Annotated in this window: 20 protein-coding genes; 10 read left to right on the forward strand and 10 right to left on the reverse strand. The window is 64.4% G+C overall.

The annotated features are described in order from the left end of the window. Positions 1–13: 13 nt before the first annotated feature. From VRZ08_RS08055 to fliL, 4 genes are read right to left on the reverse strand one after another with little or no spacing between them, the layout of a single operon-like run. Positions 14–778, reverse strand: coding sequence for a MotE family protein (locus VRZ08_RS08055; protein WP_107345602.1), 765 nt, complete (start codon positions 776–778; stop codon positions 14–16). Continuing rightward, on the reverse strand, positions 775–1206 hold the full coding sequence (locus VRZ08_RS08060; RefSeq protein WP_107345603.1) for a DUF6468 domain-containing protein: 432 nt from the start codon (positions 1204–1206) through the stop codon (positions 775–777). The genes VRZ08_RS08055 and VRZ08_RS08060 overlap by 4 nt, the downstream gene beginning before the upstream one ends. Further along, entirely contained in the window at positions 1203–2405 is a 1203-nt protein-coding gene (gene fliM / locus VRZ08_RS08065; RefSeq protein WP_011159433.1) for a flagellar motor switch protein FliM, read from the reverse strand. Before fliM ends, VRZ08_RS08060 begins: the two co-directional genes overlap by 4 nt. A 6-nt stretch (positions 2406–2411) precedes the next feature. Next, positions 2412–2912: a flagellar basal body-associated protein FliL gene (gene fliL, locus VRZ08_RS08070; RefSeq protein ID WP_107345604.1), complete on the reverse strand. Its 501-nt coding sequence runs from the start codon at positions 2910–2912 to the stop codon at positions 2412–2414. Between the two features lie 364 nt (positions 2913–3276). On the opposite strand from fliL, the gene flgF reads away from it, so the two are divergent. Genes flgF through flgH form a run of 4 tightly spaced genes read left to right on the forward strand, consistent with a single transcriptional unit; the run spans position 3277 to position 6643 of the window. After that, positions 3277–4038, forward strand: coding sequence for a flagellar basal-body rod protein FlgF (gene flgF, locus VRZ08_RS08075; protein ID WP_107345605.1), 762 nt, complete (start codon positions 3277–3279; stop codon positions 4036–4038). A gap of 12 nt (positions 4039–4050) precedes the next feature. Next, a complete protein-coding gene (gene flgG / locus VRZ08_RS08080; protein WP_011159436.1) occupies positions 4051–4839 on the forward strand; it encodes a flagellar basal-body rod protein FlgG in 789 nt (262 codons plus the stop codon). 11 nt (positions 4840–4850) lie between these two features. Beyond that, positions 4851–5879, forward strand: a complete 1029-nt coding sequence (gene flgA / locus VRZ08_RS08085; RefSeq protein ID WP_414532229.1) for a flagellar basal body P-ring formation chaperone FlgA — start codon at positions 4851–4853, stop codon at positions 5877–5879. A gap of 5 nt (positions 5880–5884) precedes the next feature. Next, positions 5885–6643 carry a flagellar basal body L-ring protein FlgH gene (gene flgH / locus VRZ08_RS08090; protein ID WP_011159438.1) on the forward strand — a complete coding sequence of 253 codons (759 nt, stop codon included), beginning with the start codon at positions 5885–5887 and terminating at the stop codon, positions 6641–6643. Positions 6644–6841: 198 nt separating this feature from the next. Here the strand turns inward: flgH and VRZ08_RS08095 are convergent, their stop codons facing one another. Together VRZ08_RS08095 and VRZ08_RS08100 are read right to left on the reverse strand one after the other, a co-directional pair. Then, positions 6842–9973, reverse strand: coding sequence for a multidrug efflux RND transporter permease subunit (locus tag VRZ08_RS08095; protein ID WP_414532230.1), 3132 nt, complete (start codon positions 9971–9973; stop codon positions 6842–6844). A gap of 12 nt (positions 9974–9985) precedes the next feature. Then, positions 9986–11173 (reverse strand): efflux RND transporter periplasmic adaptor subunit, encoded by a 1188-nt coding sequence (locus tag VRZ08_RS08100; protein WP_414532231.1) that lies wholly within the window; start codon positions 11171–11173, stop codon positions 9986–9988. Positions 11174–11327: 154 nt separating this feature from the next. Here VRZ08_RS08100 and VRZ08_RS08105 point away from each other — a divergent pair, with 154 nt between their 5' ends. Beyond that, entirely contained in the window at positions 11328–11891 is a 564-nt protein-coding gene (locus VRZ08_RS08105) for a TetR family transcriptional regulator (RefSeq protein ID WP_263989383.1), read from the forward strand. A gap of 197 nt (positions 11892–12088) precedes the next feature. Next, on the forward strand, positions 12089–12370 hold the full coding sequence (locus VRZ08_RS08110; RefSeq protein WP_164571951.1) for a DUF3551 domain-containing protein: 282 nt from the start codon (positions 12089–12091) through the stop codon (positions 12368–12370). Positions 12371–12480: 110 nt separating this feature from the next. Here the strand turns inward: VRZ08_RS08110 and dksA are convergent, their stop codons facing one another. Together dksA and VRZ08_RS08120 are read right to left on the reverse strand one after the other, a co-directional pair. Then, positions 12481–12891, reverse strand: coding sequence for an RNA polymerase-binding protein DksA (gene dksA, locus VRZ08_RS08115; RefSeq protein ID WP_107345612.1), 411 nt, complete (start codon positions 12889–12891; stop codon positions 12481–12483). 138 nt (positions 12892–13029) lie between these two features. After that, positions 13030–13440 (reverse strand): flagellar assembly protein FliX, encoded by a 411-nt coding sequence (locus VRZ08_RS08120; protein WP_011159444.1) that lies wholly within the window; start codon positions 13438–13440, stop codon positions 13030–13032. A gap of 297 nt (positions 13441–13737) precedes the next feature. Here VRZ08_RS08120 and VRZ08_RS08125 point away from each other — a divergent pair, with 297 nt between their 5' ends. The 4 genes from VRZ08_RS08125 (at position 13738) to VRZ08_RS08140 (ending at position 16254) form a co-directional block, all read left to right on the forward strand. Then, a complete protein-coding gene (locus VRZ08_RS08125; RefSeq protein ID WP_107345613.1) occupies positions 13738–14859 on the forward strand; it encodes a flagellar basal body P-ring protein FlgI in 1122 nt (373 codons plus the stop codon). Beyond that, a complete protein-coding gene (gene flgJ, locus VRZ08_RS08130; protein ID WP_414532232.1) occupies positions 14859–15194 on the forward strand; it encodes a flagellar assembly peptidoglycan hydrolase FlgJ in 336 nt (111 codons plus the stop codon). Before VRZ08_RS08125 ends, flgJ begins: the two co-directional genes overlap by 1 nt. Positions 15195–15211: 17 nt before the next feature. Next, positions 15212–15703, forward strand: a complete 492-nt coding sequence (locus VRZ08_RS08135) for a hypothetical protein (protein WP_414532233.1) — start codon at positions 15212–15214, stop codon at positions 15701–15703. Positions 15704–15882: 179 nt separating this feature from the next. Further along, positions 15883–16254 (forward strand): hypothetical protein, encoded by a 372-nt coding sequence (locus tag VRZ08_RS08140; protein WP_164636656.1) that lies wholly within the window; start codon positions 15883–15885, stop codon positions 16252–16254. A 110-nt stretch (positions 16255–16364) separates the two neighbouring features. Here VRZ08_RS08140 and flaF read toward each other — a convergent pair whose 3' ends face one another. Further along, complete coding sequence (gene flaF / locus VRZ08_RS08145; protein WP_107345617.1) at positions 16365–16733, reverse strand: flagellar biosynthesis regulator FlaF; 369 nt, start codon at positions 16731–16733, stop codon at positions 16365–16367. 3 nt (positions 16734–16736) lie between these two features. Further along, positions 16737–17117 (reverse strand): flagellar biosynthesis repressor FlbT, encoded by a 381-nt coding sequence (flbT, locus tag VRZ08_RS08150; protein WP_264074367.1) that lies wholly within the window; start codon positions 17115–17117, stop codon positions 16737–16739. Positions 17118–17284: the final 167 nt, after the last annotated feature.

A 17284-nucleotide genomic window follows, 5' to 3' on the forward strand; every position in this document is an offset into this window, starting at 1 on the left:
CGAAACCGACAGCCTACTGCCGGGGCGTTGGGCGGCCCTCGATCTTCGGCAGCACCGCGACCGATGCGGACACCGACGCCTTCCCGGTGGCGCGCCGCGCCATTTCGACAGTGAGCTTTTCGGCGGCTTCGGCCGACATCAGGCCGAGGATGTCGGACATCTTTCGCGGCGCGATCTGGGTGGCAATCTCGATCAGCACCGGCATTTCCAGACGATCGAAGATCTTCGCGGCGTCTTTCGGCTTCATCGACTCGTACATCGTGACGATGCCCTTGAAGCGCGCCGCTTCGGCTTCCGATTTCTCTTCAGTTGCCTTGCCGATCTGGCCCTCGGTCTCCTTCATCTCCTGGACCTTGGACTCGATCCGCTTCTCAGCAGCCTTGAGCAGGCTCTCCCGGATCTCGACTTCGCGGGCACGCGCTTCGAGCTCCTGGCGGCGCGCCTGCAGCCGCTCGAGGATCGCGCGTTCAGATGGAGAAATTGCCGGGGTCTCGGGCTCGGTCTCGGCCGGCTTGGTCTGTTCCGGCGGCGCGACCGCGGGCTTTTCTTCTTCCTTCTTCTTCGGCTCGCCATGCACCGAGCCGGTGATATCGGGATCGATCGGCTTCCGTCCGGGGAAGTTCAGGTTCTCCTGAGCCCATGACGGCTTGGTCGCGTTCGGATCGTAATCGAACACGTAGCCGCCATCGAGCACCAGTCCGGCGATCTTCAGCACAGCGAGGCCGAAGACCGCGACCAGAACAACCGGAAGGATGCGGATATCCCGAAGTGCGTTCATGCAGCCAAGCCGTTATGTCGCCTGCGTTCCGCAAAAGCCTGCGCCGCGGCCGCATTGGCCTGCGCCGCCGACACCGCCGCCGCCGGCTGCTCGCCGCCGGGGCGCGCCGCCGCGACGATCTTCGACAGGCGCCGCAGCACGTTGTCGCCCTCGCCGAGCTGCTTCTTGAGCTGGTCGGACAGCGCGGAGGCCGCGGCGATGTCACGACCGAGGTTCTCGTTGACCTCGCGCACCGTGAGCTTGAGGCCACCGATTGCCCGTTCGGCGATCTCGGTGACGGTAATCAGCTCGCCGATCGTCGCCTTCAGCGATTGCTCGTCGGCCTTCAGCCGCAGCAGGCGTTTGTTGAGCAGCCAACAATAACCGACGGTGACGAGGAGCAGCACGGCGACCAGGCTTTCGATCACGATTGCGAAAATGTGGCTCATTGTGCCTCCATCATTTTGCTCTGCTCGTCGGTACGTTCGAACATGGCGTAGGTGGTGAGCGGCTTGCGCAGCGGTTTGGTGACGCGAATGGCGACGCGGTCGCCGACCCGGCCCATCCGGCCTTCGGTGAGTACGACGCTGCCGCAGCGCACCGCCACGGTGGCGTCGGCGCGCAGCTCCAGCGGCAGGGTGTCGCCGACTTGCAGCGCCATCAGTTGCCGCAGCGGCAGTTCGGCTTCGTACAGCACGGCGTCGACCGAAATATCGGCCTGGACGATCTCGGTGGCGAGGTGGCCTTCCCAGACCTGATCACGGCCGAATTTTTCGCCCATGAACATCTGCATCAGCACGCCGCGGATCGGTTCGATCGTGGCGTAGGGCAGCAGCAGCTCGATATTGCCGCCGCGGTCTTCCATGTCGATGTGCAGACGGACCAGGATCGCGGCGTTGGCGGGCCGGCTGATCGCGGCGAAACGCGGATTGGTCTCGAGTCGGTCAATGCTGAACGACACCGGCGACAGCGGCCGGAACGCCTGCTCGGCGTCGGCGAGCACGACCTCGAGCAGCCGCTTCACCAGATTGGTTTCGATCGTGGTGTAGGGCCGGCCTTCGATGCGCAGCGCGGCCTGGCCGCGACGGCCGCCGAGCAGCACGTCGATCATCGAATAGATCAGGCTGGAGTCGACGGTGGCGAGCCCGAAGTTCTGCCACTCCTCGGCCTTGAACACGCACAGCACCGCCGGCAACGGGATCGAGTTCATGTAGTCGCCGAACCGGACCGAGGTGATGCGGTCGAGCGAGACTTCGACGTTGTCCGAGGTGAAGTTACGCAGGCTGGTCGTCATCAACCGCACCAGGCGGTCGAAGACGATTTCGAGCATCGGCAGACGCTCGTAAGAGACCATCGCCGAGTCGATGATCGCCCGGATGCCGGAGTTCTCGTCGAGGTGGACCTCGCCGACGCTGAAGCCGAGGAGATTGTCGATCTCCTCCTGCGACAGCACCCGCTCGCCGCCGTTCTTGCCGCCGCCGAGATCGCGGCCGCCATCCTCGACCATGGCGGCCCATTGCTCCGCCATCGTCCCGGTTAGTTCGTTCTCCGCTGCCGCCTTTGCCGCGGCCTCGGGATCCTCCGACGCCATGGAGGCTTCCCATTGGGCGGCAATTGCGTCTTGGTCGAGTTGGTCCTGGCCGGCCATGTCAGCTCACTGCACCAGCACTTCCTTGAACAACACAGCCGACACCTGCGCAGGCGCGATCGCCATGTTGACGCGCCGAGTCAGCTCTTCCTTCATCCGAAACATCCCGACCGAGCCGTTCAGGTCGCCCGAGCGCAGCTCCCGCAAGTAGGTCTGAAACAGGTCGGTGATCCGCGGCATGTTCGGCTTGATCTGCTCGGCGAGCTTTTCGTCCTTCACCTCGAGCACGACCTTGGCCTTGAGATATTGCACCCGCTCGCCCGGCGTCCCGGCGAGGTTGACCATGATCTCCGGCACTTCGACGAAGTTCGGCGGCTTCACTTCCTTGGCGGCTTCGGCCTGATGCGCGTCTTCGCCGTGACCGGCGAACAGGAAGAAATAAGCGCCGGCACCGCCGCCGAGCAGCAGCACGGCCGCGGCAGCGATGATGATCAGCTTCTTCTTGCTCTTTGGCGCCCCGCCTTCGGCGGCTTCGGCGCCTTCTTCCGGTTTCTCTGCGTCCGCCATCGGCCGAATCGCCCATATCCCAAAAAGCGAGCCGCAGCCGAGGCGAACCGTAAACGCGAGACTAACGCCGCCAGCGCCCAAGGCTCTGATGACACGACGCTATGGGGCAATGGTTAACGGAACCTTTCCAGGGCGGTGGCGGGTAGGAAGATTTTGCCGGCCGGTATGGTCAACAAGTCCTTTATTGCCGGCCCGACCGCTCCCTTAAAATGAGCAACCTACTGATTTGGATGAATTTTCTGAGTTGGCACGAGCTTCGCTAGGTGTCTGGTGAGCCGCGCGCTTGGGAGAGCGCCTGCGGTTCGCACGATCCGCCACCGGTCTGGGAGGACTTGGCGGCGGGTCATTCAAGGGAGAACCACCGATGGAGAATGCACTTCTCGTCGGACTGTCACGGCAGGTCGTGCTCGAACGGCAGATGGATGTCGTCGCGAACAACCTCGCCAATCTCAACACCAACGGCTTCAAGGCGGAGCGGTCGGTGTTCCAGGAATTTCTTAACACCGGCGCGCACGAGGACAATTTCGCGCGGCCGGACCGGCGCGTCAGCTTCGTGCAGGACCGCGCCACCTACCACGATCTGTCGACCGGCGCGCTGCAAGAGACCAAGAACCCGCTCGACGTCGCGATCGACGGCAAGGGCTTTCTGGTGGTGCAGACGCCGCAGGGCGAGCGCTTCACCCGCGACGGATCGCTGACGATCAACGCCCAGGGCCAGCTCGTGAACGGCTCCGGCTTCCCGGTGCTCGGCACCGGCGGCCCGATCGTGATCCAACCGACCGACAAGGAGCTGTCGATCTCGTCCGACGGCCGCGTCAGCGTGGTCGAAGGCACCTCGATCATCGACTCGCTGCGGGGCAAGCTGCGGGTGGTGACGTTCGACCGGCCGCAGAGCCTGATCAAGCAGGGCGGCAATCTGTTCGCAGCCACATCCGACCAGGGCACGCCCGACACCAAGTCCATGCTGCGCCAGGGCTATGTCGAGAAGTCGAACGTCAACTCGGTCCTCGAAATGACCAAGATGATCGACGTCACCCGAACCTACACCCAGATCTCGGCGATGCTGCAGCAGGAGAGCGAGCTGCGCAAATCCGCGATCGAGAAACTCGCCGAAGTGCCGGCCTAACGGAGACTGACCATGCGCGCACTCTACACTGCGGCGACCGGGATGGCGGCCCAGGAGCTCAACGTTCAGGTGATCTCCAACAACATCGCCAACATGCGCACCACCGGCTTCAAAAAGCAGACGGCGCAGTTTCAGGACCTGATCTACGATCACGTCCGCCGCGTCGGCGCGCAAGCGTCGGACCAGGGCACGATCCTGCCGGTCGGTGTCGACATCGGCGGCGGCGTCAAGACCGTCGGCACGCCGCGGCTGATGACCCAGGGCACGCTGTCCCCCACCGGCAATGATCTCGACCTCGCTGTGCGCGGCGAAGGCTTCTTCAAGATCCAGATGCCGGACGGCACCTTCGCCTACACCCGCGACGGTTCGTTCACCAAGGATAACACCGGCCGCATGGTCACGGCCAACGGCAACCCGGTGCAGCCGACCATCACCGTTCCGAACGGCGCGACCAGCATCACTGTCGCGGCCAACGGCCAGGTGTCGGTGACGATCTCCGGTTCGACCACGCCCACCGTGATCGGCCAGATCGGCCTGACCCGTTTCATCAACAAGGCCGGTCTGCAGCCGCAGGGCGACAACCTGTTCATCGAAACCCCGGCGTCCGGCACGCCGCAGGACGGCATCGCGTCTGCCGACGGTCTCGGCGACATCATGCAGAAGACGCTGGAGATGGCGAACGTCGAAGTGGTGACGGAAATCTCCGACCTGATCTCGGCACAGCGCGCTTATGAGATGAACGCCAAGGTCGTCAGCTCCGCCGACCAGATGCTGCAATCGACCTCTAATATGTTCCGCTGAGGAGACGGCTGATGATCCGCGCTCTCCTCCTCGCCTCCACCCTGATCGCCGCCGCCGGCAGCGGCGCGATCGGCCAGACCGCAGCGCCGACCGCGCAGTCCGCGGGCGAGCTGCGCCCGAGCGACGTGCTGAAGTCGCCAGTGCTGCGCCCGCATGTCGAAGTCACCGGCGAACTGGTTCGGATCGGCGACGTGATCGAGAACGCCGGCGCCGCAGCCGGCATTGCGATCTATCGCTCGCCCGACCTCGGCACCACCGGCGCGCTGCCGACCGCCACCGTGCTCGCCGCGTTGCGCGCCCATCAGGTGATTGGCGTCGACACCCGCGACATCACCGAAGTCACCGTGACCCGGCTGGCACGCACGCTGGCGGCGAAGGAAATCGAGCAGCAGGTGATCCAGACCCTGCAGCAGCGCCACGGCCTCGGCGAGCCCGAAGACCTGACGGTGAATTTCGACCGCGACGTCGAGACCAAGACGCTGCCGGCGAACTACGCCGGCAAACTGCAGCTCATCAACGAAAAGTTCGATCCGCGCAGCGGCCGGTTCGACATCAGCTACGAAATCAACGGCGGCGAAGGTAGCGCGCCGGCCCGGATGCGGGTGACCGGCACCGCGATCGAAACCGTTGTGGCAACCGTGCTGACCCGGCCGGTGCAGCGTAACGAAGTGATCAAGGCCTCAGACATCACCGTCGAGCGCCGACCGAAGAGCGAAGTCGCGTCCGATGCGGCGTCTCGCGATGCGGCCATCGGCATGCAGGCGCGGCAGACGCTGCGCAGCGGACAGGTGCTGCGCGGCGCCGACCTCGCCAAGCCGGACCTCGTGACCCGCGACCAGGGCGTCACGCTGATCTATCGCGCGGCCGGCATCTATCTCACCGCGCGCGGCAAGGCACTCGACACCGGCGCCGAGGGCGACGTCGTCAACGTGCTCAACCTGCAGTCCAAGCGCACCATCACCGGCACGGTGATCGGTCGCGGCCAGGTCGCGATCACCGTCATCTCTCCGCGCGTCGTGGCCGACGCGAAAACCGAGTAACGTTCATGTCCAAGTCTGTGCCGTTGCAACGCATCGTTCTGGTCGCCGCCCTGATGGCGACGGGCGGCCTCGCCGGGGGCTGCTCCTCGATCGATCGTCTCGCCGCGATCGGCGAACGGCCGGCACTCACTCCGATCGAAAACCCGACCACACAGCCCGGCTACAAGCCGGTGCAGATGCCGATGCCGAAGCCGGAGGTCGCGTCCTACAACGCCAACTCGCTGTGGCGGAACGGCAGCCGCGCGTTCTTCAAGGATCAGCGCGCCGCCAAGGTCGGCGACATTCTCACCGTGACGGTGAACTTCACCGACAAGGCCAACATCGCCAACGAGACCCAGCGCAGCCGCACCAGCAAAGAAGACTCCGGCATCACCGACTTTATCGGCAGCAAGACGATCACGACGCCCGCGACCGCAGTGCTGCCGGGCCGCATCTTGACCACCGACTCCACCTCGTCGTCGGACGGTAAGGGTTCGGTGCAGCGCCAGGAAGCATTGCAGACCAACGTCGCCGCGGTGGTGACGCAGGTGCTGCCGAACGGCAATCTGGTGGTCGAGGGCAAGCAGGAGATCCGGGTCAACTTCGAGATCCGCGAACTGATCGTCGCCGGTATCGTGCGGCCCGAGGACATCCAGAGCGACAACACCATCGACAGCAGTAAGATCGCCCAGGCCCGCATCGCGTATGGCGGCCGCGGCCAGATCACCGACGTGCAGCAGCCACGCTACGGCCAGCAGGTGATGGACGTGCTGCTCCCGTTCTGATCGTCATGACCTGACAACGAGCTCCCACACCCGGCCGCGAACCTAGGCGCGGTCAGGTGTTCCAACGCGGCCTCCTCCGGCTCTCCCTCCGGACGGAGGCCGCGGCCTTTTTGCAGACCCGTGAGCGATGCTGACAGTGCAAGGACGTCGTGCCCGGGACGAGCCCGGGCACGAGAGAGTTGGCGTTAGTACCTGCGATCACGCAACCGTCGTCGATTGCGGCTCGCCCTTGCTCCCTGCCGCCTTCCGCCGCTCCACCTTCTGCAGCACGAAGACATAGAACACCGGCACGAACAGCACAGCCAGCACGGTCGCGGACAGCATGCCGCCGAACACGCCGGTTCCGATCGCATTCTGACTGCCGGCGCTGACGCCGCTCGCGAACGCCAGCGGCGTGACGCCGAGGATGAAGGCGAGCGAGGTCATGATGATCGGGCGGAAGCGGATCGCCGCCGCCTCGATCGCTGCCTCCCGCAGCGACTTGCCCTCGGCATGCAGGTCCTTGGCGAATTCAACGATCAGAATCGCATTCTTGGCAGAGAGGCCAATGATCGCGATCAGGCCGACCTTAAAGTAGATATCGTTCGGCATGTCGCGGAGCATCACGGCGAGCAGCGCGCCGATGATGCCGAGCGGCACGACCAACATCACCGACAGCGGGATTGACCAGCTTTCGTACAGCGCCGCCAGCAGCAGGAACACGAACAGGACGCTGAGCCCGAGCAGGAACGGCGCCTGATTGCCCGACTTTATTTCCTGCAGCGACTGTCCGGCCCATTCGAAACCGAACCCGCTCGGCAACTGCTTGGCCAGCCGTTCCATTTCGGCGATCGCTTCGCCCGAGGAGTGGCCCGGCGCGCCATCGCCGGCAAAGCGCACCGACGGATAGCCGTTGAAGCCGATCACCTGGATCGGCCCCTTCGACCATTCGGTCCGCGCGAATGCGGAAAGCGGCACCATCCGGCCGCTGGCGTTGCGGACGTTCAGCTTGAGCAGATCGTCCGCCTGCATGCGGCGATCGTCCTGAGCCTGGATGGTGACGCGCTGCATCCGGCCTGCATTAGGGAAGTCGTTGACGTAGGCCGAGCCGAGGCTGGCGGTGATGGTGGCGTTAATGTCCGCGAAGGACACGCCGAGCGCGTTCGCCTTCTCACGGTCGATCACCAGATGCAGCTGGGCCGAATTGGCCAGCCCCTCGATCCGAACGCCCGCCAGCACCGGACTGGCGGCGCCTGCCGCAGTCAGGCGCGTCGCGGCATCGTCGAGCGCCGCGCTGCCGCGGCTGCCGCGATCTTGCAGGCGGAAGGTGAAGCCGGTGAAGTTGCCGAGGCCGTCGATCGGCGGCGGCTCGAACGCCATCACCGTGGCGTCGCCGATCTTCGCCAGTTCGACATTGGCACGCCGGGCGATCACACCGGCGCTGTCGTGGCCGCGCTCGCTCCAGTCCTTCAGCGTCACGAACGCCACCGCTGCGCTCTGCGAGTTGCCCGAGAAGCTGAAGCCCGAGACGGTGAACACCTGCGACACGCTCGGGTCGGCGAGGAACACCTTCTCGGCCTGCTCGATCGAGGTCATCGCGCGGGTCTGCGTTGCCTCGGTCGGCGCCTGCATGTCGACGATCAGATAGCCCTGATCCTCGGTCGGCAGGAACGACGAAGGCAACCGCAAGTAAGCCCAGCCGAGCCCTGCGAGCAACGCGAGATACACCACCATCAGCCGCCCGGTGCGGCTGGTCGCCCAGCCGACGCCATTGCGATAGCGGCCCGCGATGCGCGCGAAAGTCCGGTTGAACCAGCCGAAGAAGCCACCCTTCTCGTGGTGATCGTCAGGCACCGGCTTTAGGAACGTCGCGCACAGCGCCGGCGTCAGCGTCAGCGCCAGGAAGCTCGAGAACAGGATCGACACCACCATCGTCAGGCTGAACTGCCGATAGATGATGCCGACCGCGCCGGGGAAGAACGCCATCGGCAAAAACACGGCCGTGAGCACCAGCGTGATGCCGACGATCGCGCCCTTGATCTGCCCCATCGCCTTGATGGTCGCCTCGCGCGGCGACAGTCCTTCGGTCGCCATCAGGCGCTCGACGTTCTCGACCACCACGATGGCGTCGTCGACGAGGATGCCGATTGCCAGCACCATCGCGAACATCGTCAGCACGTTGATCGAGAAGCCGGTGACGAACATCACCGCACAGGTGCCGAGCAGCGCGATCGGCACCACCAGGGTCGGGATCAGGGTGTAGCGGATGTTCTGCAGGAACAGGAACATCACCACGAACACCAGCGCAATCGCTTCGGCGAGCGTGTACAGCACCTTCTCGATCGACGCTTTGATGAACGGGGTGGTGTCGTAGGGTATCTCGTAGGTCATCCCTTTCGGGAAATACTGCGAGAGTTCCTTCATCTTGGCGGTGACGGCCCTGGAGGTGGCGAGCGCATTGGCGGTCGCCGACAGCTGGACGCCGATCGACGCCGCGGGGTGGCCGTTCAGCCGACTGTCGGAATTGTAATCCTCGCCGCCGACCTCGACCCGGGCGACGTCGCGCAGCCGCACCGACGAGCCGTCGCGATTGGCGCGCAGCACGATGGCGCCGAATTCCTCCGGCGTGCCGAGCTGGCCCTTGACCAGGACCGGCGCGGTCACTTCCTGCGACACCGGATTGGGCGTCGCTCCAATCCGCCCGGCGGCGACCTGCGCGTTCTGCGCGGCGATCGCCGCCGAGACGTCGCTGACGGTCAATCCGACGCCGAACAGCTTGTCCGGATCGATCCACACCCGCATCGAGCGCTGCGTACCGAACAGCTGCGCCTTGCCGACGCCCTCGATCCGGCGGATCTCGCTGATGATATTGCGGGTGATGTAGTCGCCGACCGCGATGCTATCGAGCGAGCCGTCGATGGTCTGCACCGAGATGAACATCAGGAAGGTGCTGGAAGCTTCGTCGACCAGGATGCCGCGCTGAGTCACGGCGCTGGGCAGCCGCGACTCCACGCGGCGGATGCGGTTCTGCACATCCACGGTCGCCTGCGCCAGCGACGTTCCCGGCTGGAACGACACCTCGATCGAGATCTGGCCGGTCGCATCCGTGGTCGACTCGAAGTACATCAGGCCGGGAATGCCGGCGAGCTGATCTTCGATCAGCCGGACGACGCCCTGGTAGATCTCTTCAGACGACGCACCCGGATAGTTCGCGGTGACGGAGATCTTGGCCGGGGCAATGTTGGGGTATTGCGCCACCGGCAGAAACGGGATCGCCAGCGCGCCGGCGATCATGATGAAGATGGCGACGACCCACGCGAACACGGGCCGCGCGATAAAGAAATCGGGCATGACCGCCGAGCCTCACTTCGCCTGCGAGGCGGCGCTGGTCGTACCAGCGGCCGCCGCGTTCGGCCACGGCTTCGGATCGACCGCCGCTCCCGGCGACAGCGCCTGAAAGCCCTGCACGACCACGGCGTCGCCGGGATGGAGACCGCTGGCGATGATCCAGCGACCGTCGACCAGCCGCGATGGCGTCACCGGCCGCAATTCGGCTTTGCCATCGGCCGAAACGACGTAGAGCTGCGCCTGCCCGCCCGGATCGCGGCGGAGCGCGCGCTCGGGCACGGCCAGCGCATTGGGCTGCTCGCCCTGCACCAGCTGCACGCGGACATACATGCCGGGCAACAAATCGCCGTCCGGATTAGGAAACTCGCCGCGCAGCGTGACCTGGCCAGTGGTGGCGTCGACGGAAGCTTCAGAGAACAGCAGGCGGCCGCGATGCGCGTAGCTCGCGCCGTCGTCGAACCGCAGCCGGACCTCGGCTTCGATCGCATCGCCGGCCTTTGCTGACTGTTGCGCGGCCCGCTTCAACGCCAACAGCTCGTTGGCGGATTGCGTGAAGTCGGCATAGACCGGATCGAGCTGCTGAATCGTCGCCAGGCTTTCGCTGCCACCGACGGTGAACAGAGCGCCTTCGGTAATCAGCGCCCGTCCGATGCGGCCGGTGATCGGTGCGCGGACTTCGGTGTATTGCAGATCGAGCTCGGCGGCCTGCAGGCCGGCGCGTGCGGAGGCCTCATCCGCCTCGGCCTGGGCCAATTCGGCGACTGCCTTGTCGTAGAGTTGGACTGTGGTGACGTCGCGATCCTTCAGCCGGGTCTGGCGCTCGGCCTGCTGGGCCGCCAGCGTGCGGGTTGCCACTGCACGCTGCAGCGTCGCCTTGGCGCTGGCGACACGAACCTGGAACGGCGCCGGGTCCAGCCGGTACAGCACGTCGCCCTGCTTGACGATGGTACCTTGCTGGAACACCCGCTCGATGATGATGCCCGAGACCCGCGGACGCACTTCCGCAATCTGAGTCGGCGCGATGCGGCCGGGCAGATCGCTGACGATGCGCAGCGTCTCCGGCGCGACTGTGACCACGCTCACCACGACCGGCGGCGCCTGCTTGTCGGCTCCTGCTTGTTTGCCATCACCGCAGCCGGCCAGACTCACCACCACGCCAAACGCGCAAGCGGCCCGGAGGGCGGCCTTTGTCTTCGTCGTCACGCAACTCACCTTTGCTCCGCACGGCTGCGAGCCCCCCGGCCGCCGCAGACCGTTCAAAAGATACCATCCGGTTGGTATATTACATTCTTGACAATGACAACGGGGCGACGCCAGGATTCACCACAGTCGTTCTCAAGAAAGTTGCCTCGCCGCAATGAGCAGCGCCCATGAGCGAAAGAAACAACCGGAAGTCGTCCGCCGCGCCCTGATCGATTGTGCCGCCGCTCTGGCGATGGAGCGGGGGCTGCAAGCGGTCACGGTGCAGGCCGTTGCCGCCGCCGCCGGTGTCACAAAAGGCGGCCTGTTTCATCATTTTGCGACCAAGGAGAAGTTAATCGAGGCGGTCTTCGACGCCCAGCTCGACATCTTCGGTGCCGCCGTCGAAGAGGCGCTACAGGATGATCATTCCAGTTACGGCTGCTTCACCCGCGCCTACGTCCGGGCGACCTTCAATCTCAGCGAACAAGACGAAAGCCAGTGCGGCGGCGCTTTGGCGGTATCGATGATGACCGACCCGCTGTTGCGACCGCGCTGGTCTGCCAGAATGCGGGCATGGCTGACGAAGTATAAAAAAACCGACTCGGCGCCGGCGCTGGAGATCGTGCGACTCGCCGCCGATGGCGCCTGGCTCGCCGACCTCAGCCACCTCGCCCCGGATCTTCGGATGGACCCCAAGAAGCTGCTGGCGCGACTGTTGGCAATGACTCGGAAAGACTGAGCGGGAAAGCTAAAGACCCGCGAGACGCACACGCCGCATCACGCCCGATCACAACTCACTTGCCCAGACATCCGCAGACATGATCCGGCGCATCGACGGCATCCCGCGATCGTAGTTGTATCGCGTCCCGGGGACGCTACGTTCCGCCGTGTTCGGCGATTCCTGGAAGGAATGGCCGAGCCCAATGGAGAGATCAGATGACCAAGACCGGCGCCGCATTGCTCGCGGCAGCGACCATCCTCACCCTGGCGGCGGCTCCGGCCTCGGCCCGCGATTTCCCCTACTGCCTGCAAGGCGGCGAATGGGGCTATCCGGGTAATTGCCAGTTCGACTCGTACCAGCAGTGCATGGTGACGGCTTCCGGCACCCGCGCCTATTGCGACATCAATCCGGTGGTCGCGTTCCGCGCGCAGCAGCAGGCCGCCGAGCCGCAAGACGTTCCGCCGCCGCAACAGCAGCCGCGCAAGCGCCGGCACTAATCGGCTGCGCTTATTTCGCGTGCGCAACGGCCCGAAACGCCAGCTCCAAAAAACAACGGCGCCGCTTCCTCTCGGAAGCGACGCCGTAAAACTTTGATCAGGCCACCGACCTATTCGTCGCGATACACCTTTTCGCGCTTCTCATGGCGCTCCTGGGCTTCGACCGAGAGCGTCGCAATCGGGCGCGCCTCGAGCCGCTTGAGAGAGATCGGCTCGCCGGTCTCTTCGCAATAGCCGTAGGTGTTATCTTCGATACGTTGCAGTGCTGCGTCGATCTTGGCGATCAGCTTGCGTTGACGGTCGCGAGCGCGCAGCTCAATAGCGCGGTCGGTTTCGGAGGAGGCGCGATCAGCCAAGTCGGGATGATTGACGTTCTCTTCCTGCAGTGCCTGGAGCGTGAGTTTGGCTTCACGCAGGATCTCGTCCTTCCAAGCCAACAATTTGGCGCGAAAATAATCGCGCTGCCGCTCGTTCATGAACGGCTCTTTCTCGGATGGTCGATAGTCTTTCAACTTTTCCAAGGGCAATCCATGATCCACATCAGGCGGTAAACACCCCGCCTGCGCGGCAGCTTATATAGCGCTGGGTTGTGACAGACAATATCGTCCGCACCGATCGCACCGGAACGGCGGAATAGCTGGGGAACACGAATCGCAGGCTTAGGCTTGGCCGGCTTTGGCGAGTTCGACCTCGACCCGCAGCTCGATCTCCGCCAGTACCGCGTCGAGGCCGGGATCGCCGGAGGAGTTCTTCAGTTCGGCCGCCGCCGCGCGCAGCCGCGCCACCGTTGCACCGTCCAGCATCCCCGACAGCAGGCCGATTTTCAGATCGTCGAGCGCATCGAGCGCCGTTCGTCCGCGCTGCACCGAGCGCTTGCGGCGTTCGGTGGCATCCTCCACCCCCTGCATGGCGAGCAGCGCATCCAGCGCAGCCGGCGGCCGAGGCGCACTGATCGGCTTGGCTTCCGATTGCGTGGGGGCGGTGGGGAGCGAAAACGTGCTCGATCCGGAGCGCCGAACAGTGCCGGAGCCGGTCGATGTGGTGGTGCCGTTCGGACCGTAAATGCGCATCGTGTCTCTCGCCGTGTCCAGGCTCGCCGCGGAACAGCTTACACCCAGGGCGGCAACAGGGCTGAGGCCCCCGACCCGCAGCAAACCGGTTTATGGTTAACGATGGGTAAACAGCCCGGCAAGAATTGCCGGTGACGGCAGTTTCGCCGCGGTTGGAACCCAAACGGAACTCCGGAGAGGGGAACTTCCCCTCGGAAAATCAACAAGTTGCTTCAGATTCGCGGGTGGCACAGGACTGGCAAGGAAAGACTGACCGCATCGTTCGCAACAGCGGCGATGGATCGACAGGAGCCGACAATGCCGCGCGTATCGACCCAACTCGTAAGGCTGGCTGCGGCGGCGCTGTGCGTGCTGCTCCTGTCGGGCGTGGGGGCCAATGCGACTTCGCGCATCAAGGACCTCGCCAATATCGAAGGCATCCGCCAGAACCAGCTGATCGGTTACGGCCTGGTGGTCGGCCTCAACGGCACCGGCGATACCCTCAACAACATCCCCTTCACCAAGCAGTCGCTACAGGCGATGCTGGAACGCATGGGCGTCAACATCCGCGGCGCCACCATCCGCACCGGCAACGTCGCCGCCGTGATGGTCACCGGCAATCTGCCGCCGTTTGCCACCCAGGGCACCCGGATGGACGTCACTGTCTCGGCGCTGGGCGACGCCAAGAACCTGCAGGGCGGCACCCTGCTGGTCACCCCCCTGCTCGGCGCCGACGGCAACGTCTACGCGGTCGCCCAGGGCTCGCTGGCGATCGGCGGCTTCCAGGCCGAGGGCGAAGCCGCCAAGATCACCCGCGGCGTGCCAACGGTCGGCCGGATCGCGAATGGCGCCATCATCGAGCGCGAGATCGAATTTGCCCTGAACCGGCTGCCGAACGTGCGGCTGGCGCTGCGCAACGCCGACTTCACCACCGCCAAGCGGATCGCCGCCGCCGTCAACGACTACCTCGGCACCAAATGCGCCGAGCCGCTCGACCCGTCGACCGTCCAGCTTTCGATCCCGGGCGAGTTCAAGGGCAACGCGGTGGCGCTGCTCACCGAAATCGAACAGTTGCAGGTCGAACCGGATCAGGCCGCCAAGATCGTGATCGACGAACGCAGCGGTATCATAGTCATGGGTCGTGACGTCCGAGTCGCCACCGTGGCCGTTGCCCAGGGCAACCTGACAGTGTCGATTTCCGAGAGCCCGCAGGTGAGCCAGCCGAATCCGCTCGGCGGCGGCCGCACCGTCGTCACGCCGAATTCCAGGATCGGGGTCACCGAAGACGGCAAGAAGCTCGCCGTGGTCAAGGACGGTGTGTCGCTGCAGCAGCTCGTCGACGGCCTCAACAGCCTCGGCATCGGCCCGCGCGACCTGATCGGCATCCTCCAGGCGATCAAGGCCGCCGGTGCCATCGAAGCCGACATCGAGGTGATGTGATGACGATCGCCACAACCTACGGGCCGACCCTACCGACCTATAATGGGCGGCCCGACTTTGCCCTCGCCGAAGCGCTGTCAAAGGTGCCGGCGCAGGTCCAGGAGAAGGCCCAGAAGACCGCCAAGGACTTCGAGGCGATGTTTCTCAACACCATGTTCTCGCAGATGACTTCCGGGCTGAAGGGCGAAGGACCGTTCGGCGACACCGTCGGTACCGGCGTTTGGCGTTCGATGCTGACCGAACAACATTCGCAGATGGTCGCCAAGGCCGGCGGCGTCGGCATCGCGACCGACGTATATCGCTCGCTGATCCTGCAGCAGGCAGCCCGCTCCTAAGCGCAAAGGACGACGCCATGACCGCGATGCAACGCCCGCAAACCCAGCCCGCCGCCGTTCAACCGGTGGCAACGCCCGCCGATGCGCGCAAGCTCGCCGAGGGCCTGATCACGCTGATGGATTCGCTGCTGAAGGTGATCGAGCACGAGACCGAGCTGGTCCGCGCCGGCAAGATCGCCGAGGCGATGCGGCTCGAGGCCGACAAGACCGAAGGCACCAAGCGTTACATCAGCGCGATCACGCTGGTGCGCGCCAGCCAGCCCTACATGTCCAAAGCGACACCGGACCTGCTCGCGACGCTGCACCGGCATCACGAAGTGTTTCGCGCGATGCTGCAGGTCAACCTCACCGTGCTGGCCACCGCGCATGCGGTGTCGGAAGGCATCGTGCGAGGCGTCAACGCCGAAGTGCAGAAGCGCAACGCGCCGCAGACGTACACTGCCTACGGCCGTCACACCGGTCCGAGCCCGCGCCAGCTGACGCCCATCGCAGTCAGCCGCTCGCTGTAACGCCTCCCCTCACGACGACCTTGCAGGCCCGACGCGCATTGGCGCGGGATGTTGCACGCCCGCGCGATGCAACGCTTTCGATTTAAATCATCGGAATCTTTGCAGGAGGAATTTCAGAACTGTTTGCCACGATGCTCGAGGAGGTGTGTGATTGACCTGATGGAGGCCAGGAGGCTGACATGAGTATCGATTTCAACATCAAGCCGGTGGGGGCGCCGGTGATCACGCCGATCCTCAGGCCGGAGCCTGAGGCGGTGCAAGCGGCCGTACCGACCGATCTGCCGGCGCCACAGAGCGTCACCGCGGCAGACGGCGGATCGGCGACGACTGCCACCAAGTCCGGAAGCAACCCTGCGTCTTCGATTGCCCGCCAGGTGATCTTCGATCAGGCTGCGGCCGAGATGGTGTACGTGGCGGTCGATCAGAACACGCAGTCGGTGATCAGCCAGTATCCTGACTCCTGGCAGCTCAAGGCACGCGCTTACTTCCGCGAACTCGATCAATCGAAGCCTCAGCGCATCGGATCGCTCGCAACCGACCGCGTCGCCTGACGCCGAGTTGGAATGAGACCGGATCTCCCGGCCCGTCGGTTGCGGGCGCTTCGTGCTGGGCAAAGAAAGAATTGGAAGCGGACCAAAGCAACATCACGACGTCGGTCGTGTTACGGACGGCCGCTGAGACCCGCGGCGATGTTGCGGTTGATGTCGATCAGCGCCTGCAGGCGTTCGACTTCCGGCTTGATCTGCAAGGCGCTGGACTGGCTCATCACGAACACGCCGATGTTGGCGATGTTCTGACGGATCTCGATCGACTGCGGATTGTCGTCGCGCATCGCCTCGGTGACGAAGATCGACCAAAGTTTGCGATTGAACAGCAGCGCTTCCTGAAGTCCGATCGCGCCCTTCTCGTCCCAGTTCGTGACAACGTCCTGCAATTGCTTAGCCGCCTTCAGCAGCGCCTGCGCTTCGATCTCGCGGGGAGATGCAGTTCTCTGCGCCGTTCTGGCGTAAGCTTGCGCGGCACTCGACATCGGCTACCTCGACAACAATTCTTCTTCACGCTTGATGAGGGGGCGCAGCTCTCTGAGTGCCTTATAGAGATTGCCGCTTAAGATAAGATTACTGGTTGCTTCAATCGTTTCACGGAAGCTCGGCACGGCTTCGATCAACTCTTTGATGAAACCTAGATACAAATCCTGATAAGCCGGGATGTCGTTCTGCAAATACATCATCTGCACGCACAGATAGATTCGCTTCACCGGCGTGTTCGCCGTCTCCGCGGTGAGAATGTCTTTCTCACGCAAGATCGGCGCATCACCGTCGATCAGAAATGTGGTGCGGGTGTCGGAGTTGGTGATCACGCTCTGGCCGATCACGATCCGCTCGAACGGCTTCAATTCGACTCGCAGAGGCATCGCTTCTCCCTTCGCATATGGTCACGGGACCGAGATCGACTCATCCTCCAGCCCTTTTTCCTTATGCGCAGGGTTTGCGAATCGATCCAGTACAAACGCGCCGTACTTTCAGGGGAAAAATACAACGGGAGATTGCGCGGCGCCGAATCGCGCCGCCGCTCGGGACG

Source organism: Rhodopseudomonas sp. G2_2311 (assembly GCF_047501505.1).
Classification (GTDB): Bacteria; Pseudomonadota; Alphaproteobacteria; order Rhizobiales; family Xanthobacteraceae; genus Rhodopseudomonas; species Rhodopseudomonas palustris_H.